Source organism: Lysinibacillus sp. 10T31 (genome assembly GCF_056394365.1).
In genome coordinates this window covers 1-22,250 of the sequence record NZ_JBFTHS010000004.1, presented here as the reverse complement: position 1 = coordinate 22,250, position 22,250 = coordinate 1, and the positions used below count along the sequence as shown (strand labels likewise).

The following is a 22,250-nucleotide window of genomic DNA, read 5'->3' as shown; positions in this document are numbered from 1 at the left end:
TAATTATTCACCTTGGAATTTTTTCTTAATTTTATCGAATAGTGAGCTTCCTTGCTCTTCTGGAATATCTCCACTGATTTCCGCAAATTCACGTAGTAATTGCTTTTGTCTTTCAGTTAATTTTTCTGGTGTTACAACTTTTACTGTTACATATTGATTTCCTGTGCCATAGCCATGTACATTTTTGACACCTTTGTCTTTTAGGCGGAATTGCGCACCTGACTGTGTTCCCCCAGGAATACGTAGTTTTACTTTTCCATGAACTGTTGGAACTTCGATTTCATCACCAAGAGCCGCTTGTGGGAATGTCAGTTTTAGTTCGAAATAAATATCATCGCCATCACGTTCAAAATCTTTATGTCCTTGAACGCGGAACATAATATATAAATCCCCTGCTGGTCCTCCATTTATACCTGGCTCACCTTGACCAGACACACGAATTTGTTGACCATCATCCACACCTGCTGGAATGTTTACTTTGATCTTCTTACGCTTTTGAACGTTTCCTTCGCCACGACAAGTTGAACATTTTTCTTTAATGATTTTACCTGTACCATGACATGTAGAACAAGCACGACGATTCATCATACGGCCAAAAGGTGTATCTACAGCTTGATTTACTTGACCCGCACCTTGACATGTTGAACATGTTTCAGGGTTAGTACCTGGTTTTGCACCCGAACCGTGGCAAGTTTCACATACTTCATCTTTAGGAATTTCGATTTCTGTTTCTTTCCCGAAAATCGCTTCCTCAAATGTAATATTCATACGATATTGAAGGTCATCACCTTTGCGTGGTGCATTCGGGTCCTGACGGCGACCGCCACCACCAAAGAATGAGCTGAAAATATCCTCGAAGCCGCCAAAGCCGCCGCCTCCGAAGCCACCACCAAAGCCTGCATTTGGATCCTCGTGGCCAAATTGATCATAGCGTGCTTTTTTCTGATCGTCACTTAATACTTCATAAGCTTCAGCGATTTCTTTGAATTTTTCATCCGCACCTGGCTCTTTATTTAGGTCAGGATGGTATTGCTTTGATAATTTACGGTATGCTTTTTTAATTTCATCTTTAGAAGCCGATTTCGTTAAACCAAGCACCTCGTAGTAATCGCGTTTATCCATGATTCACACTCCGCTCTTTTTGCATAAAATCTATTGTATCACGCAGTTAAAAAAACTGCCTCTATTTTTATTATTAAATATTCATTAAAAATGTTACACACATGTTTTTTCACTTTTATCGCAGTTAACCTATGCAATTAGACTGAGTTCCTCTATTTCATCGGATGTTTGGACACCCGGTGAAAAGTAACTTTAACCCACATTCAGCATTTGCTGAAAGAAGTTAAATGTGAGTAGGTTATAGCTAAAAATAAAGAGAAAAGCCAAAGCCGCGAGCGGTCTTTGGCTTCTTCACTTAACTGTGTTACTTACTATTATTTATCGTCTTTTACTTCTTCGAAGTCAGCGTCTACGATATCATCTTTTTTACCAGCGTCAGCATCTGCACCTGCATCGCCACCTTGAGCTGCTTGTGCAGCTGCTGCAGCTTGTTCATATACTTTCATAACTAATGGCTGTAATACGCCTTCTAGTTTTTCTTTAGCAGATTTAATGCCTTCTAATTCGCCAGCTTCAAGCGCTTTTTTCAGTTCATCACGAGCATCTTCTACAGATTTTTTCTCGTCTTCTGTAATTTGTTCGCCTAAGTCAGCAATTGTTTTATCAACTTGGAACACTAATTGGTCAGCTTCGTTGCGAAGATCTGCTTCTTCTTTACGTTTAGTATCCGCTTCAGCATTTGCCTCTGCATCTTTTACCATACGTTCGATTTCTTCCTCAGACAGACCAGAATCAGATTGGATAACAATTGTTTGTTCTTTGTTTGTACCAAGGTCTTTCGCTTTAACAGATACGATACCATTTTTATCAATATCGAATGTTACTTCGATTTGTGGTACACCACGTGGTGCTGGTGGAATATCCGATAATTGGAAGCGACCTAATGTTTTGTTGTCTGCTGCCATTGAGCGTTCACCTTGTAGCACGTGAATATCTACTGCTGGTTGGTTGTCAGCTGCAGTTGAGAATACTTGTGATTTCGATGTTGGGATCGTAGTGTTACGGTCGATTAATTTTGTGAATACGCCACCCATAGTTTCGATACCTAATGAAAGTGGAGTTACGTCAAGTAAAACTACGTCTTTTACATCACCAGTTAATACGCCACCTTGAACAGCAGCACCCATTGCTACAACTTCGTCAGGGTTTACACCACGGTGTGGTTCTTTATTAGTTTCTTTACGTACAGCTTCTTGTACAGCTGGAATACGAGTAGAACCACCAACTAAGATTACTTGGTCAATTTCAGATGTTGAAAGACCTGCATCAGATAATGCTTGACGTACTGGACCTACTGTACGGTTTACTAATGGTAATGTAATTTCGTCAAATTTTGCACGAGTTAAAGAAATTTCTAAGTGTAATGGACCCGCTTCACCAGCAGTGATGAATGGTAAAGAAATTTGAGTAGATGTTACACCTGATAAGTCTTTTTTCGCTTTTTCAGCTGCATCTTTTAGACGTTGCATAGCCATTTTATCTTTCGAAAGGTCAATGCCGTTTTCTTTTTTGAATTCTGCTACAAGATACTCGATAATAGCGTCGTCGAAATCGTCTCCACCTAGTTTGTTATCACCAGCTGTTGCTAATACTTCAAATACACCGTCACCTAATTCAAGAATAGATACGTCAAATGTACCGCCACCAAGGTCAAATACTAATACTTTTTGATCTGTATCTTGTTTGTCTAAACCATAAGCAAGTGCAGCAGCTGTTGGTTCGTTGATAATACGTTCTACTTCTAAACCTGCGATTTTACCAGCATCTTTAGTAGCTTGGCGTTGAGCATCGTTGAAGTAAGCAGGTACAGTAATAACTGCTTTTGTTACTTTTTCACCTAAGTAGTCTTCAGCATAGCCTTTTAAGTATTGAAGAATCATTGCAGAAACTTCTTGTGGCGTATATTCTTTATCTTCCACTTTAACTTTTTCAGATGTACCCATTTTAGATTTAATAGAAATAATAGTGTTAGGGTTTGTTACTGATTGACGTTTTGCTACTTCACCAACTTGACGTTCGCCATTTTTAAATGCTACAACAGATGGTGTTGTACGGTTTCCTTCTGGATTTGGAATTACTTTTGGTTCTCCGCCTTCAAGTACAGAAACACAAGAGTTTGTTGTTCCTAAGTCAATACCGATAATTTTGCTCATAAAAATTTCCTCCTATTATTTAAACGCAAATGCTGCGTTTTCTAAATAAATGTAATTAACTAAATAGTACTAAGTCTATTCGTTCACAGATACCATTGTTGGGCGTAATACGCGATCCTTTAACATATAGCCTTTTTGAAGCTCGCGTAAGACAACACCCGTCTCTTTTTCACTATCTTGCTCCTGCATGACAGCTTGGTGAACATTCGGATCAAATTGCTCACCTTCAGCTTTAATAATCTGTAGGCCTTCCTTCTCAGTAGCTTCAATCAGAGAACGGTACACCATTTCAATACCTTTCACGATGGAAGCAGTTTCTTCAGAAGTCGCTTCAACTTGTAAGGCACGCTCAAAATTATCGATTACAGGCAGTAAATCAGACAGTAAGCTCTGTGCGCGATACTTTTCAGCAGCCTCACGATCAAGTTGATTGCGGCGGCGAATATTATCGAAGTCAGCACGTAAGCGTAGATGACGATTTGCCTCGTCGTCTAGCTTTGCTTGTAACTCAGCTAGCTTTGCTTCGTACTGTTCTTCGATTGTTAATTCAGCTTTTTGTTCTTCTACTACTTCTGTTTCTTCTACTACATTTTCAGCTTGTACATCCTTTTCTTCTTGTACAAGGTCTTTGTTTTCAGTTGTTTCCGTCACTTGAATCCTCCTCATTATCAATCACTACGATTCTTCGTAAAAGCTTGTGTTAAATCCATGCGAATTACGTCTAGTAAAGCAACAACACGCTTATAATCCATTCGTGTTGGACCAATAATTGCTATAGCTCCTTGCTGATCTTCACCAATAGAATAAGTGGTCGTAATGACACTACAGTTTTCCATTTCGAGTTGTTTATTTTCCGAGCCAATACGAATTTGAATGCCCGATTCATTAGGGTGGAAGAGCGACTGCACTTGGCTAGTCGTTTCCATTAAGTCCAAAATCATACGGACTTTATTTAAATCATGGAATTCCGGTTGGTTGAACATATTTGTTTTACCACCATAGAAAATTTTACTTTCCGAATTATGCATCGTCGCTGTCACGAGAGCGTGAATAAAATCATCCGCTGATCGAACATGCTGTTGTAATACTGTTAGCACTTCAGCTTCGAGTTTTTTATGAATATCCTCTAATGAAACACCAACGAGACGTTCATTTAAGATATTAACCATTTTCTCTAAATCAGAAGCGGTAAAATTAGGCGGTAAACTAAACATGCGATTTTCAACATGCCCGTTATTCGTTACGATAATCGCTACTGCTGAATCGCTAGAGAGTGGCACAATTGAAAATCGTTTTACTCGGTGTCTTTGAACATCTGGTCCTAAAAGAATCGATGTATACGATGTCAGCTCTGATAAAATATTGGCTGATTTTCTGATAATATGCTCTACTTCTACCAAGCGATCATTAAAAATTGATTGGATTTGCTGAATATCCCTCGAATTAATGCCTTGTGGGTTCAACAAATGATCTACATAAAATCTATAACCCTTTTCCGAAGGCACTCGACCAGAGGAAGTGTGTGTTTTTTCTAAGAAGCCTAATTCCTCTAAATCCGCCATTTCATTTCGAATTGTGGCTGGACTAAATGTAATCTCTTGCTTTTTGGAGATTTGGCGAGAACCTACCGGCTGTGCAAACATAATAAAGTCGTCTACGATAGCTTGCAATATTTGTAATTGCCGATTTGTTAGCATGATCATCACCTCTGTTAGCACTCAACTAAGAGGAGTGCTAATACTATTATTAAGTTATCAAATCCTACATTTTATGTCAACGATATCGCTCAATCTTCTAGTAAAAATTGTTGAAATACTTCATTACCTACAAAGCGACCTTTTCGCGTAAGACGAATTCCTATATGATCATGTACCAAAAGACCTTCTGAAACTAACTTTTCAATGACATGTGAGTAATCCCTCTGCATGGATTCTTTAAATTTTTCTTCATATATAGAGTGTGGAATTCCTTCCGTTTTACGCAAACCTAAAAACATTTGCTCTTCGCGTTTCTCATTCTCTGTTACAACATGTTCATATACAATAGGTAGTTCCCCTGCATTTACTGCATCCATATACTTTTTCAATGGTCCATGATTTGAATAACGCACACCAGCTAAATACCCATGAGCACCAGCACCAAATCCTGCATATTCATCGTTTTCCCAGTATATTTTATTATGTTTAGAACTGAAATCAGACTGAGCAAAGTTGCTAATTTCGTATTGTTGAAGTCCATGCGCCTCCATCTGGTTCATTAGCACATCGTACATATCCCCTTCAAGATCTTCTGTTGGTAAATGGAGCTTACCTTTTGTATATTGATTATAAAAAATCGTTTTTGGCTCCACTATTAGTGAATATGCAGAATAATGTGGTATATCAAGAGCGAACGCTTTTTCTAAGGTGTCCTTCCATTGCGCCATCGTCTGACCCGGCAAACCGTACATTAAATCCAAACTAATATTTCTGAAGCCTACCTTTTTCGCCAAGGCAATTGTTTCATAAACATGATTGTTGCTATGAGTACGACCAATTTTCTTTAACAACTCTTGATCAAAGGATTGTACACCCATACTTAAGCGATTTACACCACCATCAAACAATGCCTGCATTTTTGCTTCTGATAGCTCGTCCGGATTGGCCTCTGATGTAAATTCTGTCACATTGTCCATCGGAATATACGTACGAATAAGCTCAAGAAGTCTCTCTATTTGTTGAGGTGATAATGCTGTTGGTGTACCACCACCAAGAAATATCGTTTCGATTTGTTTAAAACTCTCAGGATATTTTTTTGTCGCAAGCTCCATCTCCTTGCCAAGCATTTCTATATATTCATCTACTGGTTGATTTTTAAAATAAAATTTATTGAAATCGCAATAGTTGCAAATTTGATGACAAAAAGGAATATGAATGTAAACACCTCGTGCCATAGCTATCCCTTCTTTCTCGTTAGTCTTTTTCCATTTCCTCATTATAAACAATCGAGGCAGGGAACGCCATGAATCCAACTAGTAAAATAACTAAATCAAAACAATATTGTATTAGCACTTTTTCATAAAATATGAACTTGACTGCACATTCCTCTCTGAAGGATGCTTTCCATGTGTGTGACCTGAGACTCCTCGTTGCTCATACTTTACCCCTGTGTAGTCACAGTTCTCACGCCATTTCTGCAGGAATCTTTACTCTTAGGACGAAAACAAAACTACAAGGGCACTAGCCTCCCTCTGCTCCATTTGCTTTCATACCAACCAACTTTTTTAATAAGAATAGAGTTTAGTTTTAACCCTTAACACTATTTATTCATATTAATAGTCTGAAAATTCCATCATTTTTATGATATGCTAATAAAAAGCATAAATTGGAGGAATCATGATGGACATGTTTTTAAAACAACAACAGCAACAAAAAATGATGATGACACCTCAATTACAGCAATCTATTGAATTACTACAATATACAACACTTGAACTCGAGCAATTTCTGTATGAACAGCAATTAGAGAATCCGTTAATAGAACTTCAAACACCATCATTTCAAGAACGTATTTTTGGAAATTCACATTCTCACTTTCGACCAACTGAGAATGATTTATATACAAAAATTGCAGAACCAAACTACCGGGAGGAATTATTACAACTAGCTACACTCACTTTTTCAGGTGATGATTTACAAATTGTACAGTTTCTTATTGAACAGTTAGATAACAAAGGTTATTCTCCAGCACACCTTTCTAATGTTGCAGATGAACAACATTATTATGCTATTCAGCTTTTACAACAAATCGGACCGCCCGGAATTGGTGCACGTAATCTGCAAGAATGCCTTTTGCTGCAAATCGAAGAGAATGATTATGATTTACAGCAACTTATTCAAAAAGGGCTGTTCCTACTAGCTGAACGTAAATTCCCTGAATTGATGAAATCTCTTAAATTTTCTAAAGAACAGTTATTAGCACTAATTAATCAGCTACAGCAACTAACACCAATACCTTGCGCTTTGAACTCAGTAGATAATATCGAATATGTCACACCAGATATTGTTGTTATGATCGAAGATGGTACATTACAATTCAGCTTAAATGATCGCTCATTGCCATCTATTCAGCTTCACGATAGCTATAAAAATGTCGCATCTTTACTCCCCATAGTCGAACAAGCATATGTAAAACAGCATTATAAGCATTATGAATGGCTCATCCATAGTTTACAGCGGCGCCGTCAAACAATTATTCGTATCATGTCAGTTGTCCTACAGCATCAACAACAATTTTTCTATCATGGGCTATCTTATTTAAAACCTTTATCTCTAAAAGATGTCGCAACACAAATCGATATGCACGAGTCAACAGTAAGTCGAGCAATTCGGAATAAAATAATACTAACACCTGTTGGAACATATTTATGGAAGGATCTATTTTCTTCTAAAATTGAAAGTACTCAAACAGAGCATTCTCAAACGTCAATCTTAGAAATGATTAAAAAAATAATCACCTTTGAAAATAAACAAAAGCCTTTATCCGATCAAAAGATTGCCGAAAGCCTGGCTAGCTCTTTTCAAATCTATTTGGCTAGACGTACTATTAGCAAGTATCGAGAAGATTTAGGAATACCAGCAGCAAGCAAACGTAAGGAATTATAAATTTTACAATCCATCCTATTGTTCTTATATGAATACGATTTTCCTATACTAATGTGGTTTTAGCTATACGCCCTTTCGAGAGTAGAAATAGGCTTCGTAAACTTCTTAATAGCAAAAATAGTATGCTAGAAGGCATCTTCAAGCATACTATTTTCTCTTCTGGATAGCCCATATATCCAATACTTATAATATCGTTACTCTTTTTATATTGTTTTGATTAAAATACTCGCAATAACAACACTTCCAATAGTTACAGTCGTGAATCCACCTACTAACATTGGTGTTAAAATTTCACTGAAGATTTTTTTCTGTTCATCATCCGTTTTGCCAATACTTCTACTTACCTCCTCACATACTATGTAGTCTCCTGGAAAACCAAATGTAGCTGTTAACGCTACTGGAATACCTAGAAAATAATCCAATTTAAATAATTTCGCCCCTATAAAACCGCCTAAAAGAATACCTAGTACCCCTACAAGAAGAATAGTGGCAACTGCAGGTAGCTGTTCGATAAACATATCAAATGTAATATCGTTCATCATCCCTATAACCATGAAAATAACCCCTGCCATCCCAATATTAAAACCATTTGCTTTTTCCATTACCCGTTCAGGATAGAAATTCACTAAGCGACCAATCATACCTACTGCCAAGGCCCATAAGCTGTAAGGAATACCAGTTACTTTAGATAAAGCAACTGCAATTGCACCTCCAATAAACAGCATAAACAATAAAACTAATTGCGTTCGGTATTTTTTAGGAACGATTAATTTCTCTTCTCCCTCTTCAAAGCTGTCATTATTGGAAGCAATAAAAGAGCCATTTTGGATTTTTTCTTGAATTTTCACAGCATGTTTTCGTAACAAAAGACTTGCAATAGGAATGCCTATTAGTGATTGTAGCGCCATGATAAGAGCTGGAATTGTAAGTAAACTGACAAACCCCAATTCTTTCAATCCTTCTGAAGTAATTAAAACAGCAATAATTCCACCATTTAAAGGCCCTGTTCCAGCAACAGCTGTTTTAAAGTCAAAAAGGAAAGTAACAATCGTTAAAATAAAGAGTGACGCAAAGAACATACCTAACAATGATATAATGACTGCTCTCCATTGCGAGCGAACCATTTTTAACGGAATTAACGTTCCCATATGAACTAACATTGGTGCTGTCCCTAGCACTGCTCCTACTGTTAAAAATGTCGAGTTAGCTAATAAATCTTGCGGAAAAATTCCTAGCCATAATAAGACTAAATAACCTACCATTGCCACAAAAAGCATTGGTACTCTAGCATTACTAATAACTGAAATAATTTCTCCTAGTGCAATTAACCCTAGTATGATCATTGTTGCAATTACTGGTTCTTGAAGCATTGTATCTCCTCCTTAAGAGTTTAGTGTTAACGCTGTATAAACTAATAGTTTCAATCCAACTTCTAACGAGTCTTCTTGGATTCTGAATTTAGGGTGATGATGTGGATAATTTAATGTTTCATCCTCAAAGCCTGCACCAATCCCTATAAATACGCCAGGAACTTTCGTTAAAAACGCCGAAAAATCTTCTCCAGCCATAATTGGATCAATGTGTAAAACATTTACTGAATCTAAATTTTCTCTAATAATATTTTCAATTAAAGAAGTCAAATGTTCATCGTTTACGACAGAAGAATAGCCATAGTGATAGTCAAATTTATAATCAGCACCAAGTCCTGCAGTAAAGTGCTTTACTTGAGTTTCAATTTCTTTCGCAATCAACTCACGTACTTCTTGCGAAAAGGTTCTTACACTTCCTCCTAAAAGCGAACGATCTGGAATAATATTTTTAGCACTCCCCGCATTAAATTCTGTTACAGCTATGACAGCACGTTCTTTTGAGTCAATTTTCTGTGGTACAATTTGATGTAATAAATTAGTAATTTGTGCACCTATTAAAATAGGATTAATGGAATTATGCGGTTCAGAAGAGTGCCCACCCTTGCCAATGATTTCAAGATCGAATGTATCAGAATTTGATGTAAAGGGACCTGAGCAAATACCTATTTTCCCTGTAGGAACCATAGAGAATAAATGCAACCCTATGATTTGATCAGCTCCTTCTAAAACTCCGGCTGCCACCATTTCTTTTGCTCCACCAGGAAATACTTCCTCTGCATGTTGAAAAATAAAGCGAATTTCTCCTTTAATAGATTGCTTGAGAGAAGATAAAATTTTTGCCGCACCTAGTAGCATTGAAGTATGTCCATCATGGCCACAAGCGTGCATCACATTAGGCACTTTAGATGCGAATGGCAAATTTGTTTCTTCCTGTATAGGTAAGGCATCCATATCTGCTCGTAAAGCTAAGGACTTTCCAGGAAAATCGCCTTTTAAAACGGCTAATACACTCGTCTTCGTCGGTCTAGTAACCTCTAAATTCCCAAAAGATAGTAACTGGTTATAGACATAATCAGAAGTTGAGTATTCTTTAAACGACAGTTCAGGATTTTCATGTAAATACCTTCTCCACTGAATTACTTGCGGAACCATTTTCTCTAATTCTTTCGTAATGTTTAATGTAGTTGACATTTCTATTCCTCCTCTTTGTATCTACATTTTAATAATGCAAATAGCATGCCAACTTTTAAAAATCCTTTAAATATTCTTTTGAAAAGTGATGAGGAATCGTATTTACATAATAAATTGCGAAAATTTTCGCTAGCCGCTAATTTTATAACACCTTAAAATAGTGTGCAGATAAATTTTGCACTTATCTAATTTTCTGTATATTGATTTTATTCAGTGAATTAATGTGATACGATTTAGAACAAAGCAGAAATTTTTTGCATGCAAAATAACGAGGAAGAGGGTTTTTTTGTGAACGAGGAGTTACGACGCTTTGCAACAAAATTGGGAGCTAATATCATTGCATTAGATAGTTCTTTTCAAGTGAAATGGTGGCATCTCAACGATAGTATCTCGTTAGATTTAGAAAATAATATGCCTATAGATGCAATCGCTGACATTGACGTCATGTTATTTCATCAGCCACAACAGCTACTAACTCATGAGCAGCATTTATCTTTTACTATTGAACCATTCTATTTTACGGAGCAATATTATTTTGTTTTAGTAGAAAATTCAGCAGATTTCCAGTACTCATTAGAAAATAAAGTTTTTGTACTGGAGGAAATTATAGAACATTTAGATGAAGGAATTATTGTCAGTAACGCAGATGGAGATATCGTCTATTACAACGAGGCACTTACTAAAATGGAGGCGTATAACAAGGAAGACATGATTGGAAAGAAGCTTTGGCATGCTTACAATTATCAAGATCGTCGTTTATCGGAGCATTCTCATATTTTAAAAACAGAGAAGCCCATCTATACGAAATATCGAGCCCTTGTCCATTCGGAAAATGAACCGAAATGTGTTGGCTATAGTTCATTCCCAATACGAAAAGATAATAAAACAATTGGTGTATTTTCCATTACTCATACTGAGACAAGCCTGCGTAATCAATTACGTCAAACAATTAATTCAAAACGTGAATCTATGGAAGTACCAGAAGTTGTGAAAAGAAATAATGGCACTATTTATACATTTCAAGATTTAAAAGGGAATAGTCAAGAGCTCCTGCAAATTATTAATGAAGCCACTAATATTGCGAGTTATAATACTGATACACTTATTATTGGTGAAACAGGTACCGGTAAAGAAATATTTGCACAGAGCATGCATAATTTAAGCCCTCGAATGGCAAAGCCCTTTGTAGCTATAAACTGTGCTGCTATCCCATCCACACTATTAGAAAGCACACTTTTTGGCTCTGTAAAAGGTGCATTCACAGGGGCTACAAATCAAGAAGGGCTTTTTGAATATGCGAAAGATGGCACACTTTTCCTTGATGAAATCAACTCTTTACCAATGGAACTTCAACCTAAATTAATGCGTGTTTTACAAGAACGAGCGGTTAGACGTGTAGGGAGTAATACACTCATTCCTATCGAATGTACAGTCATAAGTGCCTCCAACGAAGATCCTGAGCTACTAACAACTGGCGGCAAAATGCGTCTTGATTTATTTTACCGTATCGCTCATTCGAGTATATACATTCCGCCTTTACGCGAAAGACCAAATGACATACTTTTCTTTATCCAACATTTTTTACATAAAAATGTTATTAAGTACATGAAAGCAGATATTACAATAAAACCTGAGCTTCATCAGCTACTAATAGATTATGAATGGCCAGGCAATGTACGTGAGCTAGAGCATTTGATTGAAAATTTTGTGATACAAGCAAACTCAGAAAATTGGATTACAGAGGATATGCTACCTCGCTATTTAAAAAATAAACTATTAATGAAAGCCGCCCCATCTAATAAACGTCCACTCAAAGCACTTATGCATACAAATGAGGAGCAATATATCCGCAAAGCTTTAAAGCAGTGTGGAGGAAATATTTCAGCCGCTGCTAAACAATTAAATATTTCTCGCCAATCTCTGCAGTATCATATGAAGAAACTAGCCATTCGAAAAGAAGAGTTTATCTAAGTATTCAATTCATATCATAAAAAAATCAAAACCAAAGCAAGAATGGTTTTGATTTTTTATGTGTCCTTAATAACATACAATTCCTATACAAATGCCAATTAGTACGAGCAAATAAGGTTGAATTTTCCAACGTATCAAGCACCATAAAAAAACAGCTGCAATTACTATGTCTAGACCATTTTGAATTGTCTCTGTAACAATCGGATGAATAAAAGCTGCAGCTAATATTCCAACAACCGCTGCATTTGCACCAGCCATCGCCGCTCTTAATCCAGTGAAACGATTAAGAGCTAGCCAAAAAGGCATTGCCCCTACTATTAGCAAGAATGCCGGCAAAAAAATGGCTATCGTAGCGATAATGGCCCCAGGTACTCCAGCAATGACCATACCTATGTAGGAAGCAAACGTAAATAATGGGCCAGGGACTGCCTGCGTCATTCCATATCCCGCCAAAAAATCTGAAGAACTCATTAATCCACTTTGGACAAACTGTGACTCTAGTAAAGGCAATACGACATGGCCTCCACCAAACACTAATGCACCTGATAGATAAAACTTTTCAATGATCGTAAACCACTCATATTGAATAAGTGGGCTAACAATTGGTAAACCAACAAGAAGTATAACAAACAACGCTAAAAAACATATACCCGTCTTTTTTGAAATAGGTACAACCATTTCTTTTGGTTCATCTCTTTGATTAATCTGCTTTAAAAAATGATAGCCTATAAAAGAAGCAACAATAATAGTAGTTACTTGCGCAAGTGGATGAACCCATAAAAGCACTACTACAAGTGTCAACAATGCGATTATAAAATGGCGAATACTAAGGATTAATTTTTTCGACATTTCAAAAATTGCTTGCGCAACAATCGCAACAGCTACTAATTTCAAGCCATGAATCCAACCCATATCCATCCCTGTATGTGCTGAGAAATACGCAAATGCCATTAGCAGCAAAACTGACGGTAAAGTAAAACCAAGAAATGACACAATACTCCCGAATAGACCACCTCTTAATAAGCCAATACCCATCCCTACCTGGCTCGATGCTGGACCAGGTAAAAATTGACTGAGTGCAACAAGCTGACTGTAGTCATGATCAGATAACCATTTACGCTTCTGAACATATTCATTTTGAAAATACCCTAAATGTGCAGTAGGGCCCCCAAAGGATGTACAACCTAATTTGAGCGAAACTAAAAAAATTCCCCATAACCTTCGCAATATCTTCAACTACTTTCCATGTCATCTATATTCATATTACACGGGGTAATCGTCCTTTTGGTTTAAGATATTGTAAAGTTTTTTCATGGTAACAGGTTTCGTTCTTAATCTCCAATTTTGACAGCAGAACCAAGCTCACTTCCATTTGCAGCAATCGGAATTAGCTCATAGCTCTTCCCCGTTAAATATAATGCATCGAGGCGGACACCCCACTTCGTATACTCTTCATTTAATGGATATGCTGAGTTAAAGGGCCAAGATTCCCCTGTTGCTGATTGGATTTTAAAATGTAATGCTTCATTTAATAAGCTATTCTCAGAATGAAAGTATATCGTTGTTGATATTGGTGTAGAAACAACCTCTTCTATTGTTATTTCCTGCCCATCTAACAACTTTACTTTTTTCTTAACAGGGAAGACCTTTCTATCTTCTTGTAAGTGCTCTTGTGAAGCTTCCACTTGAAATTCCCACGGCTCGTCAATCTTTTTTTCCCCGTTCCAGTCGTTATAACGAATATCTAAGTTTACTATTTTATCCTCTGGTAGTTCACTTAATTTCACACTACTGTAGATTGTATAGGTTTTATCAGATTGTTGAATTGTTTGTCCTCCATTTCTAACCGTGAACTCTTTTCCATTCACAAAAACCTGTGGAAAGAAAAAAATTTGGTAGTCGAAATTTAAGTCTTTTACTGGCTTAAAGGTAGCATTTAATAGTATTTGGTTATCGTCAATTATTATTTCATTTAACGTTAAACGTCCGAGACTATTTTCAGTAGTTTTATGAACAATTGTTTTGTAGGCTTCAAAATTTAAATCCTTCTTAAACAAAAAATAATAAACAATTACACAAGTAACTACCAATAAAAGCAATACTACAATAAACCATATTTTCTGCCATCGATTTTCCTTAGGCTGACTCTCGACAAGAAGCATATCATTGGACACCATGTACACCTCATTTTAAGAAAGTATGTCTTCATCAATTTCGCCTTGGCGTAATTGTAGCTGACGCTTTGCTTTCGCTACAGATAAACAATCCGTCTGGATTTTGAATTGTGCCAGCACAATTCATTCCTTTCAAAATCCGTGACATCCGCCGGAGGCTTTATCTTCATTCAGTAGGTGTTTGGACACCCATTGAAAAGGGACCACATTTCCGCATTTATCTCACCACCTTCAGAGGTGGGAATCTTCTGTAACTGTTGCTTCGCTTTCGCACAGAAAAAATTTGCTGAATGAAGATAAATGCTTTTTATTTATTGTAGTTTTCAGTTGAACATTATATTACTTCTAACGATGTCAAGGTTTGGCTGATTTCACTATGTATCTAAAGGAATAATTTATATGCCTTTCATGGTTGTATTGTATGAATGAGTATAACTCTTCAACAAAGCGAAGCGGCAGGCAACAGATGTTTTTTGTGCGAAAGCGTAGCGACAGCAACACGATGTCACGAAGGCGTTATCACAGGATTTGATGGTTTTAACCTTCGCTTCTCTATTGCTGATCCCCAAGGAGTCGCCCAGTCGGAACGGAAATCAACTTATTTACCATGACATACGTTTTAACAAAATGTCATCCAACTTTTTAGTTTTATCGGAACACTTTCAGGAATTATCGCCAAACTTTTGAATTTTATCTACTAACTTTCACGTTTTATCAACCAACTTTTGAATTTTATCGACATCCACCTTCCCAAGAGTAAAAAAAGGATTCACACACAAAACTGTGCGTAAATCCTTTTTCTTTATTATGTCGCCCAATCACCCTTATTTAAAAACACCACAAAATCCCCTTACTCTTGATAACGACCCTTTTTGGCTTCTTCCATTAAATAATCTACAAATAACTCATCTTTAACTAACCAAGCTTGGTAATTTCTTTTTAAAAACCATTCTGCTTCATAAAAACTTGTAAAGATTTGATCTAATGGAAGTTTATTTTTTTCAATTACCCAATCAAAATCACTTATTGAATATAGGAGGAAAAATTCTTCCTTAAGGTTTTTATACATTGTCCCGAAAGAAGAAAACCTTAAATTATAGCGATTTCGTTTCGCATCCTCTGGTATTGGTGCTATATGAAATATTTGCACCACATACTGCTCATAAGCTTCATCAGTTAAAGAACAACCAGCTGCTTTTTGATGCCCTCCCCCTCCGAATTCTGCTGCAATAGCTGAAACATCTATGTGATCATGAATCGTACGAAATGAAATTCTTTTGGCACCCATATTTAATATTGCTATAAAATCAAGGTGTACATTTTCTTTTCCTAATTCATTACCAAGTTCTGAATGATAAGATTCTGCATAAACCACACCTGTAAAATATTCTCCTATCGAGGTTTGCACTAGCTCCCTTTTTTTCCGTCGGATGTAACGTTCTATTTTCTCTTCTTCCATTTTCAAAATTTTCTTTTCAAATTCATCAAAGTCAAAATGTTCGCTTGTCTTTAAACGCTCAAGCATTTTTTCTTCAAATTCTTCGATTGATACTAAAAAAAAGAGTGCATTTAGCCGTCTTGCTTTTTGATAATCATTCCTTTCCCATTCCCATGTATCGTACTGTCTCACTAACTCTACAAATTCTGTAGTGGATTTTGTTTGTTCTAAAAACCCATGTGTAACAAGATACTGATAATATAAAGACGTTGCTGATGTTAAATAGCCATTTTCATCTTCAATTATTACTTTTCCCCATTCATAATCGTTCAAATGATAAGCCGTTTTATGATGATCAAGCAATTGGACATTGCCCGTTGCGGTATAATAATCATTTAATCTCTTTTCATTTTCCTCGTTTGGAGATAAGTCGGTAATAAATAAAAATGTATCTTGTTCGTTATTGTCTAAAAAATACTCAATTTCGCGATCCAGCGATGAAATTGAATTGTACCTTACCTTCACCTGATCTTGAAAAGCTAGCTTGGCTAAAATCCCGCAACCTACACCATCTAAATCATTATGCGATAGCAATTTATACATTTTTTCACCTCGATACTAGTATGGTTTATCATTGAAAAAATTATCGGTATTGGAGTGATTATGTTGATAAAGAAAATTACTTTTAAGTCTTGCTCTATTATTCATTGTTGCTTTAGGTTTTGATACATATAAGTTAATGAACTCTTCTTTGACTATACGTAGATTAATATATATTTCACCCTTAATAGTCATAAAGCATTAAAATATTCACCATTCTTAAATAAATTAAAATTATTTTTAACATAGTATTTATTATAAAAAGTTTTACCTCCTTATAGATCTTCCCCATCATTAGCTTTGCAACAATTCATTAAAAAAAGTCATAAAAATCCTTTAAATTCAACATTTACGTACATAATCTATTATAATATTTCTTCTATATAATTCGCTTCAAATCAAATCAGATTATTTAGAAATGACTGAAATTAATTATCCTATAAAATATAAATTCATTTTCTGTTATAATATGTTATTATTATTTTAGTAAAACGACCTATTTTTGCTAATTATAAAATAGAGGAAAAATGAACTAAAAAGGATGATGACTATGAAAAAAATCCAGCAATTATTCCAAAGTGAAGATGGAAATATCGAACAAAGAGAGAATCTTTTATCTTTATTAGAGAAAATTGTTACATCATTAGATGAATTAAAAGACCCAAAAACAACAACTCTTGGACCAATGAAAGAGCGCTCTGACAATTTCTATAAAGAGTTAATGCAAGAAAATCAAGTACCAACTTCAGGTGTCGGACTTGATCAGGTTGTGAATGAATTAACACAATTGATGCAAGGACATCCTTACCATACACGTAATTTCGTAACAAACGTTTTACCAATGGCTAGCATTCCTGGCATTTTAGGTCAATTTACGAATGCTCTGCTTAATGGTAACAATCTATGGGATGTATACGGACCTGCTGCCGCAGAATGTGAGGTAAAGGTAGTAGCAATGATGTCGAAGTTAGTTGGCTACGACTATACACAAAGTTTTGGTTACACAACTTGGGGAGGACAAGGGGCTGTTTTCAGTGGACTTCGTCTTGCGATCGCTAAACAATTCCCTAACGCAAAGGAAGATGGCGTACCAAATAATTTATATTGCTTTGCTTCAGAAAATGCTCATTACAGCTTATTAAAATCTATTGAAGCAGTCGGTATTGGTAGCAAGCATTTAATTCGTATTAAAGCTGGAAAAGACCATTCAATGGATATCGAAGACTTACGTATGCGTATGACTGAGGTTATCGAAAAAGGTGGCATTCCAGTGTATGTAGTTGCTACAACAGGCGCTACAGATCAATTTGCCATTGATGATGTACAAGCAATCAAAAAAGTTACAACTGACCTTGAACAAAAACATTCCTTAAAACCTATACATATTCATGCTGATTCAGCTTTAGGTGGTTTTTATGCATTTTTCAACGATTATGATTTTAAAGCAAATCCACTTCAATTAGAGACTGATGTTTTACAAGGACTAGAGCAAATTAAAGAACGCATGCAATATCTACCTATCGCAGACAGCCTTTGCTTCGACTTCCAAAAGCTTGGCCAAACACCGTATTTAACAAGCTTATTCTTAATAAAAGAAGGAAAACATCTACAGTTGTTAGATATTGAGGACTTCGACACACCTTATGTTGGCAATCGAGGCTATGGTTCTTATCATACAGGCTATACATTAGAGTGCTCTCGTATGGGTAGTTCTATTGCTATTTATGCTGCATTACAAGCGTTTGGTAAAGAAGGCTACCAACAAATATTAGCTAATTATGTGCGTGTAAACTTAGCGTTCCGTGCGCAATTAGCTGAGAAGACTCCTATGTTACAAGTAGTCAATGAGTCTAATATTGGACCAGTCACAGCTTTCCGTTTGTATCCTGAAGGCTTTAATTGGAAATCTGAACAGTCAGGTAGCTATACACAAGATCAGATTGAATATATTAATGGCATTAACGCTTCTTTATTTGAAATTATAGGAGAAGGTCGCGACGAAGTATTTTTCGGTGATACAACACGTGTTTGCACTGTCAACACTAGCGATACAAAACAACAAATTCCAGTCGCTGCTGCAAAATTCTTTTCAATTTCTCCTTATACAGAAACAGAACACATTAGTGATATGATTCATTTCTTACAACAAAAGGTGAAAGTATTGGAGGATGTTAAAGTTGAGTATAGTCAAAAAATTTAAAAGCTCTTTACTCTATAAATATATTGCAAGTTTTACTATTCCAATTGCGATTATTTCAGTAATATTTAGTATCGTATTATTTATTACATCTTTTCAGATTATCAATAATTTTGTTATTACACAATTTGAGTCATCTTTAAACGTTATATCTAAAACAATTTTTGAAGATATAGACAAAGATGACGTCAAAGCTGCAGATAACGGCGATAAGGATAAATATGAAGAATTATTGAATAAATTAAATAAAACACTTGAAGAGTACGATATTCAAAACGCCTACTTTCTTTCACGTGCAAATGGCAAAGAACATATTATAGCATTAAGTCATGAAAATGATTATCAAGCGGACTATGTTTTTAGTACAGACATGAATGAAGCGCTAAGTACTGGAACCGTTCAATCTAGTGATATTTATAAAGATGAATACGGTATTCATAAATCGATTTTTATACCATTTAAAGATACTGATATTCTTTTTGGTTTAGATATGGATGCTTCCTTCATCTCTAAACTTCAAACTAAGACTATTTGGACTTGTATCATCATGACCGTGATGTTCTTGATATTCGGTATTATTGTGGCTTATTTCATTAGTAAAGGCATAATAAAACCAATTAAAAATATGACGAATTATGTTGGTAAAGTGGCACAAGGAGACTTAGCTGTTGAATCACTTCAAATAAAAGGCTCTAATGAAATTGCACAGCTTTCTGAAGGCATTGAAAACATGACAGAAGACTTACGCTCACTTATTCAGCAAATTGCTGAAAATGCTGAGCAAGTAGCTGCTATGTCTGAAGAGTTATCGGCAGGTTCTGAGCAAACAAGTGCATCTATTCAACAAATTACATCTTCAATGCAAGAAGTAGCTTCAGGTTCTGAAAAACAAACTTCCTCTATTGAAGAAGTAGAAAGTCATATTACATCAATCTCTACAAAGATGTCAGAAGTTGTATCGAGCGTGAATGACGTCACTACTAAAGCATTTAGTGCATCTTCTATTTCAGAAAAAGGGAATACGACGATTCAAAGTGCTACAGAAAAGATGGTTGTCACATCTAATGCTATTCAAGAGACTTCAGAGATTGTGAAACGTTTAAGCACATACTCAAATGAGATTGGCGACATTGTAACCTTAATAAATGAGATTACGGATCAAACTAATTTACTCGCTTTAAATGCATCTATTGAAGCAGCACGAGCTGGTGAGCATGGTAAAGGCTTCGCGGTTGTAGCCGAAGAAGTACGTAAACTTGCCGACCAATCATTAGCAGCGACGAATAGTATTCGAACACGTATTGAAACAATTAAGGAAGAGTCTACGCAAGCTGTAAAATCTATGGAGATTAGTAGTAGTAACCTTGCAGAAAGCTCAACTACCTTTAATGCTTCAGGTGAAGCCTTTGGAGAAATCTATTCGCATATTACTGCGTTAACTCAAGAAATGGATCATGTCAATAATATCATTACAAATATTAATGAAGGTGTTGGCAACATTGCAATTTCCGTAGAGGAAGTTGGTGTAGTAGCCGTTCAATCATCTGGAAACATTCAAAATGTGGCTGCTGCTTCTGAGGAGCAATCAGCTAGTATTGAGGAGATTACGGCATCTTCAAATAATTTAGCTGACATGGCACAACAACTTCGTAATATCATACAAAAATTTCAGCTATAAGAAAAACTAATAACAAAAATCCGCTATACTTTCTGTAGGTAAGTTCTACCTATAGAAGTTTATGCGGATTTTTCATTGACTCTTAAAAGTTTTTTAGTGCTCTCTTGTTCATCCATGCAATCGTTTCTTCTAGCCCTACTCTATATGAAGTACGTGTTGAGACTCCCACGACTAAAGTCGCAAGCCCTATACCTTACTGTATGACGGGTGGGATTCTTGAATGACTACGCGTTCGCAGTCCATTTCTGTTTTGAACAGCCTTCAAGATGAGGGGATCTCATTACCCTTCCTAAGACAGTGCATATAGCATCYTAGGCTGATTGACTGTTACCATCAATCACAGGTGCATATCGAATATTCATTGCACCGACTAAATCACGATGTTTTTCGAATCCACATTTACAYTTATATATTCTATCTTGTGCCTTATTCTTTTCGGAACATTTCGGGCATGTTTGACTTGTGTACGCAGGATTCACAAATTCAATTTTAATACCCACTAGGTTCGCTTTGTACGCAATGAATTGAGCAAGACGATAGAATGACCAGTTGTGCAGATTCTTTTCGTTTTTACGGCTTGTTCTTGCCGTCTGCCTGATGTTCGTTAGTTGTTCTAAGCGAATGACAGAAATATTATTTTCTTTAGCAAAATTAACAATCGCACGACTAACCTTATGGTCTTGGTTTTTCATGTATCGCTGTTCTTTATCATCAAGATTGCGAATAGCATTTAATTTCTTTAATTTGCCTAACTTCTTACGTTTGGATTTAAACTTACGTCTGACAGATTTATTTTGTCTACCCTTTCCAAAGAAACGAGCGCTTCCATCTTCTGTCACTGCAACAGCAGGGACTTTCAAACCCAAATCTACCCCCATTATCTGTGTTCCTGTTTTTTCACTTGTAGGAATGGTGACAGCTATTTGTGCCATCCATTTATTCGCTTTTTTCGTGATACGAAGAGTACCTAATTTGTGTTTCAACAAATCAAAATTGCGGTTTTCTTTATCGACCAACAAAGCACGAATAGGTGTTTTAATTGCCTTACCATCCATCATGATAGGYATTGAAATGTGCGTGAAATCAAAAGAATAGTTTTGGTTATTCCAAATACACACTGGCTTCTTTAACACAGGAACAACCTTGAATTTATTTTTCTTCACTTTCTTAAACACACTTTTAGCGTCTTTAATCGCTTGGTTTTTAACAGCACTTGGCAGGTCGGTAGAAATATCCTTGCTTGATTTCTTTGTACTTTTCTTTTCTGCAACCATTTCAGAAACAAGGGAATTGATTGTGTACACAAACGATTGACTCATATTCTGCAAAATAGAAGCCTGTTCTTTTGTTGGAAGCAGTTTGACTTTAACAGTTATTGTTTGCGACATTGTTCTTCACCTCATTCTCTAATTAATCTAGCTTTTTACTCTTCTATAATTGCTTCTCTAATTATTGACCATGAACTGAGTTGYRTAATTTACMGAATTTTCAGTCTTTTAAAAATTGCGCAAAACYACAATTGCTACATTTAACTTGCATAGTATTTCCCCCTTGTTTTTTGTTGTTCCACATAATGCTTGATGATTTCACTCGATACGTTTCCTGCGGTAGATACAAAATAGGAATGTGTTCATTGGCTTGGCAAATGTTGAAGATGAGGAAATTCCTCTCTCAACTTAAATGTATCAGCTTTATTTATAAATGCAACATACA

16 protein-coding genes and 1 pseudogene are annotated in these 22,250 nt (G+C 36.0%); 5 read left to right on the top strand and 12 right to left on the bottom strand.

The annotated features are described in order from the left end of the window. Positions 1-3 precede the first annotated feature (3 nt). From dnaJ to hemW, 5 genes are all read right to left on the bottom strand, one after another. A complete protein-coding gene (dnaJ, locus tag AC1DCY_RS03440) occupies positions 4-1,122 on the bottom strand; it encodes a molecular chaperone DnaJ (RefSeq protein WP_477347466.1) in 1,119 nt (372 codons plus the stop codon). 314 nt (positions 1,123-1,436) lie between these two features. After that, the gene (gene dnaK, locus AC1DCY_RS03435; RefSeq protein WP_477347464.1) at positions 1,437-3,275 is read right to left on the bottom strand and encodes a molecular chaperone DnaK; all 1,839 of its coding nucleotides are present in this window, start codon (positions 3,273-3,275) and stop codon (positions 1,437-1,439) included. A 75-nt stretch (positions 3,276-3,350) separates the two neighbouring features. Next, entirely contained in the window at positions 3,351-3,926 is a 576-nt protein-coding gene (gene grpE / locus AC1DCY_RS03430; RefSeq protein ID WP_477347462.1) for a nucleotide exchange factor GrpE, read from the bottom strand. 17 nt (positions 3,927-3,943) lie between these two features. Then, on the bottom strand, positions 3,944-4,972 hold the full coding sequence (gene hrcA, locus AC1DCY_RS03425) for a heat-inducible transcriptional repressor HrcA (RefSeq protein WP_477347460.1): 1,029 nt from the start codon (positions 4,970-4,972) through the stop codon (positions 3,944-3,946). An 89-nt stretch (positions 4,973-5,061) separates the two neighbouring features. Beyond that, complete coding sequence (gene hemW / locus AC1DCY_RS03420) at positions 5,062-6,207, bottom strand: radical SAM family heme chaperone HemW (RefSeq protein ID WP_477347458.1); 1,146 nt, start codon at positions 6,205-6,207, stop codon at positions 5,062-5,064. Positions 6,208-6,652: 445 nt separating this feature from the next. Between hemW and rpoN the strand changes: the two genes are divergently transcribed. After that, positions 6,653-7,918 (top strand): RNA polymerase factor sigma-54, encoded by a 1,266-nt coding sequence (gene rpoN, locus AC1DCY_RS03415; protein WP_477347457.1) that lies wholly within the window; start codon positions 6,653-6,655, stop codon positions 7,916-7,918. Positions 7,919-8,121: 203 nt separating this feature from the next. Here rpoN and AC1DCY_RS03410 read toward each other — a convergent pair whose 3' ends face one another. Both AC1DCY_RS03410 and AC1DCY_RS03405 read right to left on the bottom strand, forming a co-directional pair. Beyond that, positions 8,122-9,288: a hypothetical protein gene (locus AC1DCY_RS03410; protein ID WP_477347455.1), complete on the bottom strand. Its 1,167-nt coding sequence runs from the start codon at positions 9,286-9,288 to the stop codon at positions 8,122-8,124. Between the two features lie 12 nt (positions 9,289-9,300). Continuing rightward, positions 9,301-10,479 (bottom strand): amidohydrolase, encoded by a 1,179-nt coding sequence (locus tag AC1DCY_RS03405; protein ID WP_477347453.1) that lies wholly within the window; start codon positions 10,477-10,479, stop codon positions 9,301-9,303. A gap of 288 nt (positions 10,480-10,767) precedes the next feature. On the opposite strand from AC1DCY_RS03405, the gene AC1DCY_RS03400 reads away from it, so the two are divergent. Beyond that, positions 10,768-12,450, top strand: a complete 1,683-nt coding sequence (locus AC1DCY_RS03400) for a sigma-54 interaction domain-containing protein (protein WP_477347451.1) — start codon at positions 10,768-10,770, stop codon at positions 12,448-12,450. A gap of 66 nt (positions 12,451-12,516) precedes the next feature. On the opposite strand, the gene chrA is transcribed toward AC1DCY_RS03400, so the two are convergent. Together chrA and AC1DCY_RS03390 are read right to left on the bottom strand one after the other, a co-directional pair. Continuing rightward, entirely contained in the window at positions 12,517-13,677 is a 1,161-nt protein-coding gene (gene chrA, locus AC1DCY_RS03395; protein WP_477347450.1) for a chromate efflux transporter, read from the bottom strand. A gap of 104 nt (positions 13,678-13,781) precedes the next feature. Then, a complete protein-coding gene (locus tag AC1DCY_RS03390; RefSeq protein ID WP_477347448.1) occupies positions 13,782-14,627 on the bottom strand; it encodes a DUF4179 domain-containing protein in 846 nt (281 codons plus the stop codon). 422 nt (positions 14,628-15,049) lie between these two features. Here AC1DCY_RS03390 and AC1DCY_RS03385 point away from each other — a divergent pair, with 422 nt between their 5' ends. Next, a complete protein-coding gene (locus tag AC1DCY_RS03385) occupies positions 15,050-15,235 on the top strand; it encodes a hypothetical protein (RefSeq protein ID WP_477347446.1) in 186 nt (61 codons plus the stop codon). 239 nt (positions 15,236-15,474) lie between these two features. Here AC1DCY_RS03385 and AC1DCY_RS03380 read toward each other — a convergent pair whose 3' ends face one another. Then, positions 15,475-16,665, bottom strand: a complete 1,191-nt coding sequence (locus tag AC1DCY_RS03380) for a DHH family phosphoesterase (protein WP_477347444.1) — start codon at positions 16,663-16,665, stop codon at positions 15,475-15,477. Between the two features lie 547 nt (positions 16,666-17,212). On the opposite strand from AC1DCY_RS03380, the gene AC1DCY_RS03375 reads away from it, so the two are divergent. Together AC1DCY_RS03375 and AC1DCY_RS03370 are read left to right on the top strand one after the other, a co-directional pair. Further along, positions 17,213-18,862 (top strand): pyridoxal phosphate-dependent decarboxylase family protein, encoded by a 1,650-nt coding sequence (locus AC1DCY_RS03375; RefSeq protein WP_477347442.1) that lies wholly within the window; start codon positions 17,213-17,215, stop codon positions 18,860-18,862. Continuing rightward, positions 18,840-20,537 (top strand): methyl-accepting chemotaxis protein, encoded by a 1,698-nt coding sequence (locus AC1DCY_RS03370; protein ID WP_477347440.1) that lies wholly within the window; start codon positions 18,840-18,842, stop codon positions 20,535-20,537. The genes AC1DCY_RS03375 and AC1DCY_RS03370 overlap by 23 nt, the downstream gene beginning before the upstream one ends. 311 nt (positions 20,538-20,848) lie before the next feature. Here AC1DCY_RS03370 and AC1DCY_RS03365 read toward each other — a convergent pair whose 3' ends face one another. Both AC1DCY_RS03365 and AC1DCY_RS03360 read right to left on the bottom strand, forming a co-directional pair. Next, positions 20,849-21,925 (bottom strand): RNA-guided endonuclease TnpB family protein, encoded by a 1,077-nt coding sequence (locus AC1DCY_RS03365; RefSeq protein WP_477347686.1) that lies wholly within the window; start codon positions 21,923-21,925, stop codon positions 20,849-20,851. Between the two features lie 140 nt (positions 21,926-22,065). Then, a pseudogene (locus AC1DCY_RS03360) lies at positions 22,066-22,250 on the bottom strand (transposase); the annotation flags it as partial.